Genomic DNA, 15,392 nt, shown 5'->3' with positions numbered 1-15,392 from the left:
CCCAAAAGGAAAGATTGGTCACATTCTACCTGACATTCACTGAAAAGTGACCAAATCGAATTCAGGAGTCTCAATCCAAATACTTCCTTAGGAGGTAACTTAACACCAAAAATAATAATAATGGAAGCCGAAGCGAGCTACGCAATGGATGGCATTAATATCGGGCTAACGATAATGTTCATAATATTGAATGGATTTTTTGTAGCCGCAGAGTTTGCGCTTGTCAAGATAAGTAAGAGTAAAATCAAAATGTTGATAAGAGAAAAAAGACCCTTTGCGATAACTGCCATGTGGTTATTCAAAAGACAGAACCTAGCTTTATCAGCATGTCAACTAGGTATCACAATGGCATCATTGGCGCTGGGATGGATTGGTGAGCCAGCCATTGCTCATTTGATCACGCCCTTGATTCAGGATTTAGGCGTTACTTCGGACAAGCTCATTCATGGAATTGCATTTACCATTGCCTTTACAACCATTACTGCATTTCACATTGTGATCGGTGAGCAGGTGCCAAAAATCTATGCGATCAGAAAACCAGGGCCGGTCTTTCTTGGATCAGCGTTGGTACTCAAAGGATTTTATATGGTTCTCTATCCATTCATGTATGTGCTAAACAGTATCACCAATGTTTTCCTGAAATGGTTAGGGATTACGGATGCAGATGATCACGATTCGCCGCTGACAGAAGAAGAAATTCAGGCCTCCCTGGGGATTGCGTACGCCAAGGGAGAGTTAAGTAAGAATGAGCACAAATTGTTGAAGGCGGTATTTCGTTTTGATGATGAAGTTGCAAGACAAATCATGAAACCCAGAATTGAAGTTGAATTTTTGGATGCTGGAAAATCATTTACTGAAAACCTCGAGTATGCTCGGACTTCAAGGCATACCCGCTTTCCGCTTTGTGAGGGATCGCTTGATAAAGTTATCGGTGTGGTACACATCAAAGACATGATCGGCTATGACAAGGAAGATAAACTGGAATTGAAATCCATACTTCGACCGGCAATGCAGGTCCCAGAGAACATTCTGTTGGGTAAGCTGCTTCAGGAGTTCAGACAAGCAAAGCAACATCTCGCATTTGTGATGGATGAGCACGGAACAATCCTTGGGATTGTGACTTTGGAAGATGTTCTGGAAGAATTAGTAGGAAGCGTTCATGACGAATTTGATATTGAAGATGCGGACATTGTCGAGCAAAAAGATGGAACCTATTTGGTTAATGGGGATGTACAGATAGATGATTTAAATACTAGGTTTGATATTGACCTGGATTCCGATGATGCTGACACCCTTTCAGGATTAATCGTGGAAAAAGCTGGCCATAAATTGGAAAAGGGAAAGAAAATAAAACTTAGCAAGGACAAAAATATTGATGCCGAAATAATAGAAGTGGATGGAATACGAGCTACCAAAGTAGTTTTAACGATTCTTGTGGATGAATCCTCCATCTAACATTTGGAAATAATGTGCCTTTAGAATAAGCTGAAGAAATGAAACAATTCGATATCAGACCAGACAAAATAATCCTTTCAGGACTAAAATCATTGACCGATTTTTCATTGAATTTGCTGGAGATTAAAACAGAAGCTAAGGGTAAGGGAGAAATCGCGTTTATAGGAGAACAAAAGATTGATGAAGTTCAAACGCAATTGTACATCTACGATCTAGAGGAAGTTGAATCTAAAGACAACCTTCAAAGTTTTGATTTCTTTAACAAACTGAGCGATAAAAAAAACCATTGGCTCAATTTTCATGGCTTACATGAAGTTGAGATCATTGAGCAATTGGCCAAAAGCATTTCCCTTGACCGAATCACGGTTCGTCAGACGCTGGATACTACACTCAGACCAAAGGTAGAAGAGTACGATCATTATCTTTTCTTCAGCATTAAATCAATACTTAAGAGTGAAAACGGCCAGCTTGATGTTGAGCATTTGTCGTTTGTTTTAGGGAAAAATTATGTGATTTCCTTTCAGGAAAAGGTTGGAGATCATTTTAACCACATTCGAAATAAGATCGTCGAGAAACTTGGGCTTCTTAGAAAGAAGGGGTCGGACTTCCTGCTTTATCAATTGCTGGATGCTATTCTCGATAATTATTTTGAAACCATTGATTCCATTAATGATGAAATACATGAAATTGAAAAAATTGTACTCACAAATCCAACACAAGATTCATTAGTAAAATTGGAGCAGCTCAAGCAAATGGCTGAACTGGTCAAAAAATCACTCAACCCATTTAAGGAAGCGTTAAGAGCACTTCAAAATAGAAAGACCGTATTTATTGATGAGAATAATATCAAATACTTTCTGGATCTTACAAATAGTTGCTTGAGCGCAATCGAGGAGATTGAGTCAACTACAAAATCCCTCGAGGGGCTGACTAATATTTATTTCTCATCTCTGAGTCAAAAGATGAATGAGACAATGAAAGTCTTGACAACCGTCGCCACTATTTTTATTCCTCTTACTTTCATTGCCGGAGTATACGGGATGAATTTTGAGAACATGCCAGAACTAGGCTACAAGTACGGCTACTTCGTAACGTGGGGGGTGATGGGAATGGTTTTCATCGGAATGGCGATCTATTTTAAAAGGAAAAAGTGGCTTTAGAGCCCGTTATTGTCTTTTATCTGAGTGTGACTTTGCCTGACATTTAAAACTAAACCAACTACTAATGCTGGAATTTGGACCCTATACCATGATAATCGCAGCTTCTGTGATTATTCTTGTCTCTTTCTTATTTGTAGCAATTGCGAAGAAAACAAATATTCCATCAGTACTCTTACTGATTGGACTTGGTGTTGGAATCCAGTATGGATTGGCTTACCTGGAAATAGAAAGCCCTGACTTCTTTCCGGTACTGGAGGTCCTTGGGATACTTGGTTTGATAATGATCGTACTAGAGGCCGCCCTTGATCTCAAACTTCACCGAAGTAAAATTGGTATCATTTTAAAATCCCTTTTGATTGCTATTCTAGGTTTGGGTGCATCTACTTATGCTGCGGCAATGATTCTTTCCTACATGGTTCCCGAGCTGACCCTGGCACAATCGTTCCTCTATGCGACACCTCTTTCTATTCTTTCAAGCGCCATCATAATCCCAAGTGTAGAAAACCTCTCGGAAGAGAAACGTGAGTTCCATATATATGAAAGCACCTTTTCAGATATCATCGGCATCATGCTTTTCTACTTTCTCATTTCATATTTTGAGAATGAAATCGCTGTTGCTGAGGGACTTCCTGCCGGGAATCCGGTTGGCGCATTTGCAATGAACCTAATAATTACTATTGCAATAGCAATTATAGTAAGCTATCTGCTTCTCATCATATTTCAGAAAATCAGGGAAGACGCCAAACTCTTTGTGCTGATCTCGGTACTCATGCTTCTTTATGCGATTGCCAAAACATTCCACCTTTCTCCGCTCATAATCATCCTCGTTTTCGGGCTGGTGGTGAGCAATTCAAAGCTTTTTTTCAGGGGTCCTTTTAAACGGATACTTCAACCGCAGAAATTCAAGGAAATGGAGCATGGCTTGCACATACTTACAGGAGAAACGGCCTTCATTGTACGGACTTTTTTCTTTGTGATTTTTGGTGTCAGTATACTGGTTTCTAGTTTGTACAATCTGGAAGTTCTAAAAGTGAGCCTTGCCCTTGTTGGATCCATTTTTGTCATTCGTTTTATCCTCCTGAGGATTTTCGTAGGTCGGGATCTTTCGCCACAGATTTGGATTGCTCCAAGAGGATTGATCACAGTCTTGCTGTTCTATGCTATTCCTGTCACCTTTCAAACCGAACTATTTGACCCTGGAATTTTATTGTTTATCATTTTAGCAACAGGGATATTGATGACCTTCGGATTGATCCTAAATAGTATCACAGAAGATGATGAAGAGGAGGAGTATGTACCAAAGTGGAGAGGAACGGAATTCACCCCATCCATCGATCCATCTACAAGCCGAATAAGAAGATGGATGATCAGACTTGATTATTTCTATAAAGTACGGATTTTGTATCCGCTTATTCGGATTACTGGCTATCGAAAGCTGGTCAAAGTTTTAAAAGCGCTCTTTATCAGGTGGACCCGAACGGTGGGAGTAAAGCCAATTTTGACTAAGGAGAGTCAATTTTTCCGGCAAAGATTGGGAACTGTTATCCGGCTGATAAAGAATCCCGAGAAAGTTCCGTTGCGAGATAATAGGGACTACCTAGCACTGAAGAAATATGTGTACAAAGTCATTTTCGAAACCAAAACACTCGAAGGAATTCTTTTTGATATTTTCATTTTAGTGCTTATTGTTTTGTCCGTAGGGATTGTGATGATTCAAAGCGTTGGTGGGCTGTCAGCCTTTTGGTCAGGGACATTGATCACTTTCGAATTGATCATCACCATCATTTTTACGACAGAGTACGCGTTACGAATCTGGACAACATCAAATTCTAAAAATTATGTTTTTAGTGGAATGGGTATTATTGACCTGCTTGCTATCCTTCCCTTTTTCCTGGAATTAATCTTTGTCAATATTTCTTCATTGGGTGTAATTCGCTTACTAAGGTTGCTTAGAGTTTTCAGGGTGCTGAAACTGGTGAGGTTTCTTGGTGAAGCAAATTCGCTTGCACAAGGCGTTAAGACCAATGCCAACAAGATTTTTGTCTTTCTATTCTTTGTTCTTATTGTTTGCACCATCATGGGATCTGTTATGTACATAATTGAGGGTCCTGAAAATGGTTTCACAAGCATTCCTAGGGGAGTATATTGGGCGGTGGTAACACTTACTACTGTGGGATATGGAGACATTTCACCTCAAACTCCCATTGGTCAATTCATATCGATGATTATTATGATTCTGGGATATGGGGTCATTGCTGTTCCCACCGGACTGGTGGCTGCAGGGGTTGTTCAGGCTGTAAAAGAGAAAAATACCGAAAAGCAAGGCTGCCCGAGATGTAAATCAAAAGACAATCCTGAGGGCTCCAATTATTGTCGAATTTGTGGGGAGGAGTTGACTGCAAGTGATAATTGAGCTTTGCTGAATGAGAGAGATTAGCCAATAAAACGGTGGTTTTCTAATCTAGAAAAAATCAATCTAGAGGTGGAGTAGGAGAGTCTCTCAAAACGCATGGGATTCATGAGTCTCACAAATCGAGGGTTTAGCTAAACCCTGCGTTCTACTCTATTACTATGTTCACCTTATTCGTTTTGCCCTTAGAAATGGGCCCAGTTTTCACACCTTCTCCATAGTTATTCTTATCTGCTTTTCTAGCATCAATAAAGTAAATGGTTGGTTTTAAGTCCTTGAATTTCACTCTTCCCTTTTCATCAGTTTTACCAGTCATTACTGCCTTTTCATTGGCTCGATAGTCATCGATGGATGAGTATAAGGTTACTGTTGCATTTTCTGTGAAATTGCCCAACCCATCTATTACAGTTACTTTGAGTTTGGTTGGAAATAATTGAGAGTAACCCTCTGTTGAGATTAGCAGAAGAGTTGCTGAGATTAATATTGATACAATGATCTTATTTTTCATACTATTGTAGTTTAATTTTTACTAATTTATTCTTTTCCATTACTATGGTGGGAGATTCCCATTTCTGAAAGTTTCTCACCTCCTTTTATTCCAAAATCGAGTGTGCGAATAGGAAATGGAATCGTGATGTCATTCTCATCAAAAAGTTTCTTTATTGCAATGATCGCTTCACTTCGGGCCTTTAGAAATCTTGGTTGATCAGGATATTCAATCCAAAACATCACCTTAAAATTTATAGAGCTGCTGCCAAATTCATCGTAGTACAAGTTGACTTCTCTACCTTTTAGAAGAAAAGGCAAACTGCAGATGGTCTTCTCAACTAGCTCTTTTACTTTTTCCAAGTCGTCTCCATACGAAACTCCAAGTTCAAGGTCTATCCGTCGATCATTGGTCTTGGTATAATTGGTAAGCGGTTTTTGGAAAACATCTCTATTGGGAATAGTCACGTTCAATCCTTGGAATGTTCTCAAACCCGTCACTCGTAGGTCAATTTTTTCAACCTTTCCCATGTAATCGTTCGTTTCGATAATATCACCGACCTTGATGGGTTGTCGAAAAGCCATCAGTATTCCTGATATAAAATTTGCGGCAATATCCTGAAAGGCGAACCCCATAGCTAGACCAAGAATACCCGCTCCTGCTAAGAGTGATGTGATTGTCCGCTCTAGCTGCAATACGTTTAGAGCTATGACTATTCCAATTCCGATCGTTAGGATATGTACAATCGTAGTAAAGAGATTGTTGACCGCAACTCTGTCGGAAAACCTGTTCAAGACATTGCCTGTTAGTTTTCGCGTCAATCGCGCGACGTAAAAGAATGCAATCACGATTAATATCGCTACGACCAGGTTGGGAGACATGCTGGCTAGTGACTCTAGCCAGCTTTCAATTTTCCCTAACGCGATATTAATACCTTCATTAATATCAAATTTCATTTTAAGATTTTTTGACTTCAATTAAATCACTGAGTTCCGTTAGTATCTCAGCTTTGGTTTTGTTAAGCTTCTTTTGAAGGTTTCCTATTAAAATATCTTCTTTTCCTTCAGCTAGAGTCAGATCATCATCTGTAAGATTTCCATACTTTGCCTTCAATTTCCCTTTCAGGATATTCCAATTTCCACTTAGTTCGAGGTTCATAATTTGTTGTTTTAAGTTTAAAAACTGAGATTTCATCTTTGAGATTTCATCTTTGCGATGAAATTCTCGTCTATTATCGTAGGATATTATTAATTACCACTTATCTCCTCAAGAGAGTTTTTGATGTCATTCTTGAGGCTATTAAAACCCTCTTCAACATCTTTCATTACTGCGTCAACGTCAGACCTAACTTCTTCCCACGTATCTTGTGTAGAGTTCTTAGCTTTTTCAAGTGACTTTTTAATGTCCTTTCTTTTGTCTTCCAATCCTGATTTAGCTTTTTCAAGATTCCGCTCTATTGGACCTTCATTGATATTGAGCTTATCTTCCACATCTTCAATAGCTTCATTGATCTCGGATTCCATTTGCTCAAGTTTCTGAACTGTTTCTTTCTTTTGCTGGTCAAATTCCAAAGCTAGCTTTTCATTTTTTGTGTTTGAGCAAGCCGCCAGGACCAACAAGATGACAACCAGGGTAAGACTTTTCACCAACATTAGAGAATGTTTAAATAATGTACTTTTCATATGCAGTTCTTTTTTGATTCATCACTAACAGTAGAAAAAGTGTGCCATTACAATAAAGGGGATTAAAGGGGTAAATTCTTCACATTAGGCGTAGCATAGCATCAACACCTGTAGAATTGTCTCTACACAATCACTGATCATAGTGCCCTGAAATTTCAGATTCCATATTGGAATGATTTTTCTACCTAAGGAAGTAAAACACTTGCTATGATCAACCCAAAAACAATTCGTGACCGCACAATTAAAATACAGCGTAAACTGAAGCTTTATCACGAGAAGCTTAAGGACGGGTATCCTCTTCAGGATTTCTACGAGGAAGGAAATGGTATAAAAACCATTTTACATAAAATAGGAAGGCTTACAGATATAAAGGGAGTTTTTGTGATTGTAAACAGAAAGAACCAGCCTGTTATTTTAGGCGAGTCTGAAACAATTCTTGCCGAAGTTCAGAAACTCGTGAGAGGAGTTCGTGTAAAAGATCAGGTTGTGCTTGAAAAGTTAGCAGATATCCATGGTTTTACCACCGCACTGGCAGGTCAGGAGTATATCCGGTCGATGAAGATCAATTGGCTGGAAATAACCAATAAGGTTGAGCGAATCGCACTGAAACGAGCATTAGAATCAACTTCACTTTTAACTATATAAATTATACAACTATGCTTTCTTACACTATTATCTTTATCATCGTTGCAGTTATCGCCGGCGTATTGGGCTTTACCAAGATCGCAAGAGGCGCTGCTAGTATCGCAAGGGTTTTCTTTTTCATTTTTGTGATACTTTTAATTGTCTCCCTTGTATCTGATGTATTTGGATAAATAAACAGACTTTTGAAATAACTCCGGTAGCTTTAAGCTATCGGCTTTTTTATGTCCATACACTAAGGACCATGCTTGTTACAATCTTAACTGTTCTTTCAATCATTGCTTTGCTTTCCATTCTGGTTCCATTATTGAGAATTGGTCACTGGGTTATAAGAGGTTTTGATTTCCCATATGTTCAGTTTACCGTATTTACACTGCTCACTTTAGTAGCATGGATACCTGTACTGACCTTTACAACCTCCCAGCTAATTCTTATTGGCCTCTTGGTTATTGCGGTCATTTTTCGCTTATGGGTCATTTTTCCATATCTAAATCTGGCCGCTAAAAAAGTTCTTGATGCAGTTGAAGGTGATCGCATAAAAATCATTTCAGCAAACGTGCTGATGTACAATGAAAACTACGAAGGATTTTTGAAGATTGTAGCTGAGAAGGATCCTGATATCTTGCTAATTGTAGAGGCAGATCAAAAGTGGCTTGATGGTATCAGCGAGTCTCTGGGGCAGTTTAGATATAATCTACTTCATCCTTTGGATAATACATATGGGATGCTGATGTTCTCAAAGCTAAAGTTGAAGAATTCGGAGGTACGTTTTTTGGTGGAGGAGCATGTGCCATCATTCAAGACCGTCTTTACACTAAACAGTGGTCAGGATATTCAGTTTTTTGGAATGCATCCCAAACCTCCCTCTCCGTCAGAAAATGAAACGTCTACTCCACGCGATGCTGAACTTATTTTAGTCGGTAGGGAGTCAAAGTTGGGAGACCTACCTGTGATCGTTGCAGGCGATATGAATGACGTAGCATGGTCTCATACATCTCGGCTCTTTATCCGAATAAGTGGACTACTCGATCCGCGGATGGGAAGAGGTTTTTTCAATACATATCACGCAAAGTATCCCCTTTTAAGATGGCCTTTGGATCATATATTTCTTAGCCACCATTTTAAGATTTTGAAAATGGAGCTTCTTGATAACTTCAATTCAGATCACTTCCCCATTTACGTCGAGCTTACCTATGCCCCCTCACTAGAAGCCAAATCCAACATCGAAAAGCCTGACGTGGATGATAGAAATGAAGCTGCAGATAAGCTGAATCAAGTCAGGTAGTACTTAGATGGCGACAATCCTATTTAGAGAAAGCCGTCAGCATCCAGTGATTCTTCTCTGTCTGCTTCGCAAAACCTTTAATGAGATCTTCAGTACCACTGTCTCTTTTGTCCAGAGCCTCTTCGATAGCGTGGAACATAAACTCAAGCAAAATCTCATAATCCTTAAGGATCTCCTTTACCATCTCCATTGCCGTTAGGTCTGTGCCGGATTCCTTGATTTCACTAGTTTCCAAGTAGTCTCTAATGGTACTCAGCGGAGTTTGTCCAAAGACTCGAATCCGTTCGGCAATGTCATCAATTGCTTTTTTAGCAAAGTTGTATTGATCTTCAAATTTTTCATGAATTTCAAAAAAGTCTCCGCCTCTCACGTTCCAATGGAAGTTTCTCAGCTTCTGATAGTGTACGCTATAGTTGGCCAAAAGCTTATTCAAGGCTTCTACAATTTCGGCAGTTTCTAATTTCGTATTCCCAAGTTTGGTATACGTTCTTCTAGATGATTTCTTAATTTCATGTATTTCATTGCTCATAATTATATTAAACTTTTTTAGTTCTCATTCTGATAGTATCTATAGAGAAAAAAGAATACCAAAAGCTATATAAGACGCAGTAGCTGATAATGAGCCATCGGATGGGGCTCTTACTCAACAGATGTAGAACAGTTTCTACAGCAAGAATGGATTTGGAGTCAATTATGATGTATCTAAGTGAGGAATGTGATGATAAAGGATGTTCCTTTTCTTACTTCACTTTCTGCCTTAATTTTCCCATTGTGACTATGGATGATATTCTGAACGGTGGTCAAACCCAATCCTGTTCCTTCCTTTTTCCCAGTGAAGAAGGGTTCGAATAGGTTATTCATGTTTTCTTTGGAAATTCCCTTTCCATTGTCTTGAATCTTGATGGTGAGCAACTCATTTTCAAGGGAACTACTAACTGATAGTTTGCCAACTTCTGGTTTCATTGCTTCAATTGCATTAATGAAAAGATTCAGCAGAGCAATTTTCACTTGGTCACCATCCAGCATGATAGATGGTAGCTCCTCACTTAGGGACTTTCCAAGTTTCATGCTTTGCAAGTTGAGTCTGTCTTTCACCAAATCCAGCGCTTCCTCTATTAGCTGATTCAACGAGTGTCTTTTGAGTTGCAGTTCTTTTGGCTTTGAGGAATTCAGCAGATCGGTAATCAGTTTTCCGATTCTGTCTGCATTGCGGCTTATAATGTTGAAGTAAAGTTCTGCATCCTCAAGCTCTTCGGGTACTTCATCCTTTAGCTGCTCCAGTGCAAGCGTAAGATTGGTTAGCGGATTACGTACTTCGTGTGCAATCGTACGGGCAATTTTACCGGTCATCGAAAGCTTTTCTGCCTGAATCATTTCTTGATTTGCTTGCTTTCTTTTGGTCATATCTCGTATCACCCCTATGAATGTTTGTTCGCCATCTTCATTACGTATAGAGGCGCAGTTCACAATGCACGATTTTTTTTCTCCCACCCGATGAACCAGCTCTACTTCGAGTTCGTCAGTTGCTCCTTTATCAAGCAATATTTTCCGAAGTACTTTGTAATCAGCACGATCAGAAAAGAGTTGCCGAAAATTCATACAAACTAATTCGTCATCAGCATAGTTGAACAGCCGTTGGAATGATGGGTTTGTATCTAGAATCTGAAAATTTTCATCTACGTGAAAAATAGGGTCTATAGACTCTTCGAATAACCGCCGATACTTTTGTTCATTGGCAACTGTCTCTTGTAATGCTCCTTTATGGTCTGATATATCTTGAAAATTAACTGTAAAGCCATCTCCTAATTTTACCACGGATATTCTAAACCACTTGTCTACTTTCTCACTTTGATAGAATTGCTCAAACGTGTCAAACTCTCCAGTCTCAACTACTTTCACATAACGATCAAAAAGTCCGGTTTCTTTATTTGCTGGCATTATGTCAAGTAGTTTGGAGCAGAGCAATTCATCTGATTTTTTCCCAGTGATTTCTTCGGCAACATCATTGACGAAGAGCCATTCGAAATCAATGATTTCATTATTTTCATTACGAACAGACTTAAAGGTCATGATGCCGTTGAATGCACTATCCAATATGCTTTTTAGAAGTGCTTCTGTTGAACTTGTTCCCTTGTCTTTAAATTCTTCTAGCATCAAATGTCAATGTTGTAGGCTTTTAACTTATTGTAAAGTGTCTTTCTATCTACTTCAAGCATCTGAGCCGTTTTGGATTTGTTGTTATTGGTTCTTTCCAATACTTCTAGGATAGCTCGCTTCTCGGCTTCTTCGGCAACTTCTTTGAGGCTACCCGGAATCGTTCCATTGAAAAAAACTTCCATGGATCCTTCCTTGAGAACCGAGCCATCGGTAATCTCTGCTGGGAGGCACGAGGTATCAATATGAGACGACTGACACAGCAACACTGAGCGCTTAACTACATTGCGAAGCTCGCGTAAATTCCCATGCCAATGATGGCTTTTAAGTGCATTAATGCAGTTCTCATCGAACCCTTCCACCTGCTTGTTTAATTGTTGGTTGGATGATTGCAAAAAGTGGCCAGCAAAATGCAAAATATCTTCGGCTCTTTCTCTTATTGGTGATAATTCAATTCTGAACTCATTCAGGCGATGATAAATATCTTCTCTGAATTCGCCAGAAGCAATGGTATCTTTCAGGTTCTCATTGGTAGCGACAAGAATCCTTATGTCAACGGGAATGTTTTTTGTTCCACCCACTTTCTTAATCACACGCTCCTGCAGAACTCTTAGAAGTTTGATCTGATTTTCATACGTCAGGTTTCCAATTTCATCTAGGAAAAGTGTGCCACCATTTGCCAATTCAAAACTCCCTTTTTTGTCATTATGGGCTCCAGTAAAAGCTCCTTTTACATGACCAAACAATTCACTGCCTGCCAGCTCTTTCGGCAATGCTCCACAGTCTACTGCAATGAATGGCTGATTCGCTCTTTTACTTTTTTTATGAATGGACTTGGCAATATATTCCTTTCCGGTACCTGTTTCTCCTAAAATGATCACGGACATTTCTGTAGGTGCAATCAGGCTAACATGCTTTTGCACCGTCTGCGATTGCTGACTTGGACCGACGATGAACTCCGTTTTGGACACCTGAGCTGGCTTATTTGATTTTTCATAGTGTTCACCCGGGTCTTGTTTCAAGGCATCTTGAACAGTCATCAGGATTTCGTCCGGATACAAAGGTTTTGTCACATAGTCATAGGCTCCTTTCTTCAGTGCGTCTACTGCCACCTTTACATCGGAGTATCCTGTAATAATAATCACTTGTGTTTTCGGATTGATGATCTTGACTTTTTGCAAAATCTCAAGGCCCGTGTAGTCAGGTAATTTGAAATCGCAGATAACTAAATCTGTCTCATACGATTTCAGGTGACTTATCGCCACTTCACCATTGGAAACAGTAACAGCTTCAAACCCTTTCTTTGTAAAGAATTTCTTCAGCAAAAGGCAGATATCAGCTTCATCGTCTACGATTAGAATTTTTTTCATCTCAAGATCTCATTTGGCGTACTGATTCTATTACCTGACGTTTTGTAAATGGTTTTTTTATGAAAAGGTCTACTTTCATTTCTTTGGCTCTCTTCATTTCCACAACTCCATCGTGGGCGCTAATCACAATAATTTTCGCCTCTTTGTTTTTTTGCCTAATCTCCGGTATCAAGTCAAATCCTGTACCATCTGGAAGATTAAGGTCTAAAAAATAGAGTCCAAAGTGATCCGAAGCGATTCTGTTTCTGGCAGCTTTAATTCTAGCCTCATATATCACTTGCAGGCCTTCATTGAGTAGAAATTTCGAAACCATCATTCCAATATCTTCTTCGTCATCTACAATCAGCACTTTCATAAGCAGGAGAGAGGGTGTGTAGTTTTTCTACAAGTTACCTGATTCAAAGTTCCCTAACAATCAAATAAACGGATTAGGTGCTTCTTTCAATTCTGGCACTATTGTTTGATAGTCAGGACATCAGACTGATATTAATACTAACTTGACGTTAACTATGGGGATTTCAAAAAACAAAACAGGTTTCGGTACAGCACCCGTATTCCTAACGGCTATATCCACAATTTTGGGAGCCATCCTTTTTCTCCGATTTGGGTTCGTTGTTGGTAGTGTTGGTTTTTTGGGAGCTTTGGCCATCATTGGTATAAGTCATTTGGTAACGATCCCCACTGCGATGGCTATCGCAGAAATAGCTACGAATGAAAAAGTTGAAGGTGGTGGGGAGTATTACATAATATCACGATCGTTTGGACTAAACATCGGAGCTGCGATTGGTGTTGCACTTTTCTTGTCGCAGGCGATAAGTGTCGCCTTTTATGTTATTGCTTTTTCGGAGGCTTTCAAACCTGTACTTGGATTCTTGAATAACACGTACGATTTAGGGCTGCACGATATACGCATCGTTAGCATTCCGGCATTGATACTTCTTGGCGTTTTGATGCTCACCAAAGGAGCTGATATAGGAGTAAAGGCACTGTACGTTGTAGCAGGAATCTTGATTGTGTCGATTATCATGTTTTTCCTTGGCTCCCCAATAGACGATCCCGCCAATAAAAGCAATGGTCTGTTTGATAAAATTGAAGGGGGAGATGGTTTCTTTTTTGTCTTTGCTATTTGTTTTCCAGCATTTACGGGGATGACAGCAGGTGTCGGCCTTTCGGGAGATCTTAGGAATCCTAGAAAATCCATTCCCTTGGGAACACTTGCCGCGACCGTAATTGGTATGGTGATTTACGTGTTTCTAGCTTACAAATTTTCAGTTTCTGCAAACCCTGAAGATTTGGTCAATGATCAGCTGATCATGTCGAGGATTGCGATTTGGGGACCGATGATTCCAATCGGTCTTGCATGTGCCACAGTTTCATCGGCCCTGGGTTCGATTCTTGTAGCTCCAAGAACTTTACAAGCACTCGCGACGGACAAGATTTTCCCGAAGGCTTCTGTCAATAAATTTTTATCTGCTGGGAAAGGGCCAAAAAAAGAACCAATGAATGCCACTTTAGCAAGTCTTGGTATCGCTTTCATCTTTGTCGCGTTGGGAAATGTAGACATGGTAGCTCGGGTTATTTCCATGTTCTTCATGGTGACATATGGTGCGCTGTGTCTCATTTCATTTCTGCAACATTTTGCTGGAGATCCCTCGTACCGACCATCTTTTAGATCAAGGTGGTATATTTCTCTGCTCGGAGCTGTCCTTTGTATTTTTCTCATGTTTAAAATGCAGCCGCTTTATGCTATCCTGTCTATATTATTTATGGTGTTGTTGTACCTGGGAATTTCTAAGCATTTAGGAGGTAAACAAGGAGTGGCCAAAATCTTTCAAGGAGTCATTTTTCAGTTAAGTCGAGAACTACAGATCTTTTTGCAAAAGGCGGATAAAGAAGTGATTGAAAGCTGGAGACCTTCGGTGATGTGTGTTTCTGAGAGTTCCTTTGAAAGGACGTCCGCGTTTGAGCTGATGAACTGGATATCCCACCGATATGGTTTTGGCACCTACCTTCACTTTGTTAATGGTTACGTTTCCAAGGAATCATTAGCGGAAGCCGATGAGGTTCGTGAGGATCTTATAAAACGAGCAGGAATAACCCACAGCAACGTCTACATTGACACATTGATCTCGCCTTCGCAAACAACTGCAATAGCGCAATCAATCCAGCTTCCGAGTGTTTCAGGTAAAGATTTTAACACCTTTTTGTTTGAGTTTTTCAGAGATGGTGAAGGGTGTGGAACCGATATTCTTGATAATCTCCCAATAGTGAAAGCAGGTGGATTTGATATATGTATTTTATCAAGTTCAGAAAGAGGTTTTGGTTTTAATGCCCAAATTCATATCTGGATCACACAAAATGACATTGATAATGCTTCGCTCATGATCTTACTTTCCTATGTAATCGCAGGCCATCCAGACTGGAAGAAGTCACAAATAAAAATATTCGCAATCTTCCCCGAAGATGAAATTGAAGGAGAAAATGCACGAATTCTTCAGTTGATAGAAGAGGGGAGATTGCCAATCACCAAGAGAAATGTGGAGCTTATTCCAAGTAAGAAGGGAGTTAGTTATAAAGGAATTATAAAGGAAAAATCCAAAGAGGCAGATCTGTCCATCGTAGGATTTAGGATGGAAAGTATTAAACAACACGGAAAAGAGGTATTTGAAGACTATAATGGACTGGGAAATATTCTCTTTGTCAATTCTATGAAAGAGAAAGAAATTACATAAAAACTACACTAAAAA

The 15,392-nt window shown here is 39.5% G+C and carries 15 protein-coding genes; 7 read left to right on the top strand and 8 right to left on the bottom strand.

The features are described from left to right. Positions 1-120: 120 nt before the first annotated feature. From ABJF57_RS09445 to ABJF57_RS09435, 3 genes are all read left to right on the top strand, one after another. Complete coding sequence (locus tag ABJF57_RS09445) at positions 121-1,455, top strand: hemolysin family protein (protein ID WP_462234597.1); 1,335 nt, start codon at positions 121-123, stop codon at positions 1,453-1,455. A 38-nt stretch (positions 1,456-1,493) separates the two neighbouring features. Further along, positions 1,494-2,615 (top strand): magnesium/cobalt transporter CorA, encoded by a 1,122-nt coding sequence (gene corA / locus ABJF57_RS09440; protein WP_462234595.1) that lies wholly within the window; start codon positions 1,494-1,496, stop codon positions 2,613-2,615. A gap of 64 nt (positions 2,616-2,679) precedes the next feature. Beyond that, on the top strand, positions 2,680-5,028 hold the full coding sequence (locus tag ABJF57_RS09435) for an ion transporter (protein WP_462234593.1): 2,349 nt from the start codon (positions 2,680-2,682) through the stop codon (positions 5,026-5,028). A 145-nt stretch (positions 5,029-5,173) separates the two neighbouring features. Here ABJF57_RS09435 and ABJF57_RS09430 read toward each other — a convergent pair whose 3' ends face one another. From ABJF57_RS09430 to ABJF57_RS09415, 4 genes are all read right to left on the bottom strand, one after another. Next, positions 5,174-5,533 (bottom strand): hypothetical protein, encoded by a 360-nt coding sequence (locus ABJF57_RS09430; protein ID WP_462234591.1) that lies wholly within the window; start codon positions 5,531-5,533, stop codon positions 5,174-5,176. A gap of 26 nt (positions 5,534-5,559) precedes the next feature. After that, on the bottom strand, positions 5,560-6,468 hold the full coding sequence (locus tag ABJF57_RS09425) for a mechanosensitive ion channel family protein (RefSeq protein WP_462234589.1): 909 nt from the start codon (positions 6,466-6,468) through the stop codon (positions 5,560-5,562). Between the two features lies 1 nt (position 6,469). Beyond that, complete coding sequence (locus ABJF57_RS09420) at positions 6,470-6,670, bottom strand: CsbD family protein (protein ID WP_462234587.1); 201 nt, start codon at positions 6,668-6,670, stop codon at positions 6,470-6,472. 89 nt (positions 6,671-6,759) lie between these two features. Then, positions 6,760-7,194: a YtxH domain-containing protein gene (locus ABJF57_RS09415; RefSeq protein WP_462234585.1), complete on the bottom strand. Its 435-nt coding sequence runs from the start codon at positions 7,192-7,194 to the stop codon at positions 6,760-6,762. A gap of 207 nt (positions 7,195-7,401) precedes the next feature. Here ABJF57_RS09415 and ABJF57_RS09410 point away from each other — a divergent pair, with 207 nt between their 5' ends. From ABJF57_RS09410 to ABJF57_RS09400, 3 genes are all read left to right on the top strand, one after another. Continuing rightward, positions 7,402-7,839, top strand: coding sequence for a hypothetical protein (locus tag ABJF57_RS09410; protein ID WP_462234583.1), 438 nt, complete (start codon positions 7,402-7,404; stop codon positions 7,837-7,839). A gap of 11 nt (positions 7,840-7,850) precedes the next feature. Further along, positions 7,851-8,009: a DUF1328 domain-containing protein gene (locus tag ABJF57_RS09405; protein WP_462234581.1), complete on the top strand. Its 159-nt coding sequence runs from the start codon at positions 7,851-7,853 to the stop codon at positions 8,007-8,009. A 71-nt stretch (positions 8,010-8,080) separates the two neighbouring features. Continuing rightward, positions 8,081-9,121 (top strand): endonuclease/exonuclease/phosphatase family protein, encoded by a 1,041-nt coding sequence (locus ABJF57_RS09400; RefSeq protein ID WP_462234579.1) that lies wholly within the window; start codon positions 8,081-8,083, stop codon positions 9,119-9,121. A 19-nt stretch (positions 9,122-9,140) separates the two neighbouring features. On the opposite strand, the gene ABJF57_RS09395 is transcribed toward ABJF57_RS09400, so the two are convergent. From ABJF57_RS09395 to ABJF57_RS09380, 4 genes are all read right to left on the bottom strand, one after another. Beyond that, positions 9,141-9,650 (bottom strand): Dps family protein, encoded by a 510-nt coding sequence (locus tag ABJF57_RS09395; RefSeq protein WP_462234577.1) that lies wholly within the window; start codon positions 9,648-9,650, stop codon positions 9,141-9,143. 173 nt (positions 9,651-9,823) lie between these two features. Continuing rightward, a complete protein-coding gene (locus ABJF57_RS09390) occupies positions 9,824-11,275 on the bottom strand; it encodes a PAS domain-containing sensor histidine kinase (RefSeq protein WP_462234575.1) in 1,452 nt (483 codons plus the stop codon). Further along, on the bottom strand, positions 11,275-12,645 hold the full coding sequence (locus ABJF57_RS09385) for a sigma-54-dependent transcriptional regulator (RefSeq protein ID WP_462234573.1): 1,371 nt from the start codon (positions 12,643-12,645) through the stop codon (positions 11,275-11,277). The genes ABJF57_RS09390 and ABJF57_RS09385 overlap by 1 nt, the downstream gene beginning before the upstream one ends. 1 nt (position 12,646) lies before the next feature. Then, the gene (locus tag ABJF57_RS09380; RefSeq protein WP_462234571.1) at positions 12,647-13,000 is read right to left on the bottom strand and encodes a response regulator; all 354 of its coding nucleotides are present in this window, start codon (positions 12,998-13,000) and stop codon (positions 12,647-12,649) included. A gap of 154 nt (positions 13,001-13,154) precedes the next feature. Here ABJF57_RS09380 and ABJF57_RS09375 point away from each other — a divergent pair, with 154 nt between their 5' ends. Continuing rightward, a complete protein-coding gene (locus ABJF57_RS09375; protein WP_462234569.1) occupies positions 13,155-15,377 on the top strand; it encodes an APC family permease in 2,223 nt (740 codons plus the stop codon). The last annotated feature ends 15 nt before the right edge of the window (positions 15,378-15,392 follow it).

The organism is Ekhidna sp. (genome assembly GCF_039940915.1).
Taxonomy (GTDB): domain Bacteria; phylum Bacteroidota; class Bacteroidia; order Cytophagales; family Cyclobacteriaceae; genus Ekhidna.
This window is presented reverse-complemented; position numbering and strand designations above follow the sequence as displayed.

Excerpts from the sequence above, each read along its gene's own strand:
- ABJF57_RS09445 (WP_462234597.1), top strand. The coding sequence starts at position 121 with ATGGAAGCCGAAGCGAGCTACGCAATGGATGGCATTAATATCGGGCTA.
- corA (WP_462234595.1), top strand. The coding sequence starts at position 1,494 with ATGAAACAATTCGATATCAGACCAGACAAAATAATCCTTTCAGGACTA.
- ABJF57_RS09435 (WP_462234593.1), top strand. The coding sequence starts at position 2,680 with ATGCTGGAATTTGGACCCTATACCATGATAATCGCAGCTTCTGTGATT.
- ABJF57_RS09430 (WP_462234591.1), bottom strand. The coding sequence starts at position 5,533 with ATGAAAAATAAGATCATTGTATCAATATTAATCTCAGCAACTCTTCTG.
- ABJF57_RS09425 (WP_462234589.1), bottom strand. The coding sequence starts at position 6,468 with ATGAAATTTGATATTAATGAAGGTATTAATATCGCGTTAGGGAAAATT.
- ABJF57_RS09420 (WP_462234587.1), bottom strand. The coding sequence starts at position 6,670 with ATGAACCTCGAACTAAGTGGAAATTGGAATATCCTGAAAGGGAAATTG.
- ABJF57_RS09415 (WP_462234585.1), bottom strand. The coding sequence starts at position 7,194 with ATGAAAAGTACATTATTTAAACATTCTCTAATGTTGGTGAAAAGTCTT.
- ABJF57_RS09410 (WP_462234583.1), top strand. The coding sequence starts at position 7,402 with ATGATCAACCCAAAAACAATTCGTGACCGCACAATTAAAATACAGCGT.
- ABJF57_RS09405 (WP_462234581.1), top strand. The coding sequence starts at position 7,851 with ATGCTTTCTTACACTATTATCTTTATCATCGTTGCAGTTATCGCCGGC.
- ABJF57_RS09400 (WP_462234579.1), top strand. The coding sequence starts at position 8,081 with ATGCTTGTTACAATCTTAACTGTTCTTTCAATCATTGCTTTGCTTTCC.
- ABJF57_RS09395 (WP_462234577.1), bottom strand. The coding sequence starts at position 9,650 with ATGAGCAATGAAATACATGAAATTAAGAAATCATCTAGAAGAACGTAT.
- ABJF57_RS09390 (WP_462234575.1), bottom strand. The coding sequence starts at position 11,275 with ATGCTAGAAGAATTTAAAGACAAGGGAACAAGTTCAACAGAAGCACTT.
- ABJF57_RS09385 (WP_462234573.1), bottom strand. The coding sequence starts at position 12,645 with ATGAAAAAAATTCTAATCGTAGACGATGAAGCTGATATCTGCCTTTTG.
- ABJF57_RS09380 (WP_462234571.1), bottom strand. The coding sequence starts at position 13,000 with ATGAAAGTGCTGATTGTAGATGACGAAGAAGATATTGGAATGATGGTT.
- ABJF57_RS09375 (WP_462234569.1), top strand. The coding sequence starts at position 13,155 with ATGGGGATTTCAAAAAACAAAACAGGTTTCGGTACAGCACCCGTATTC.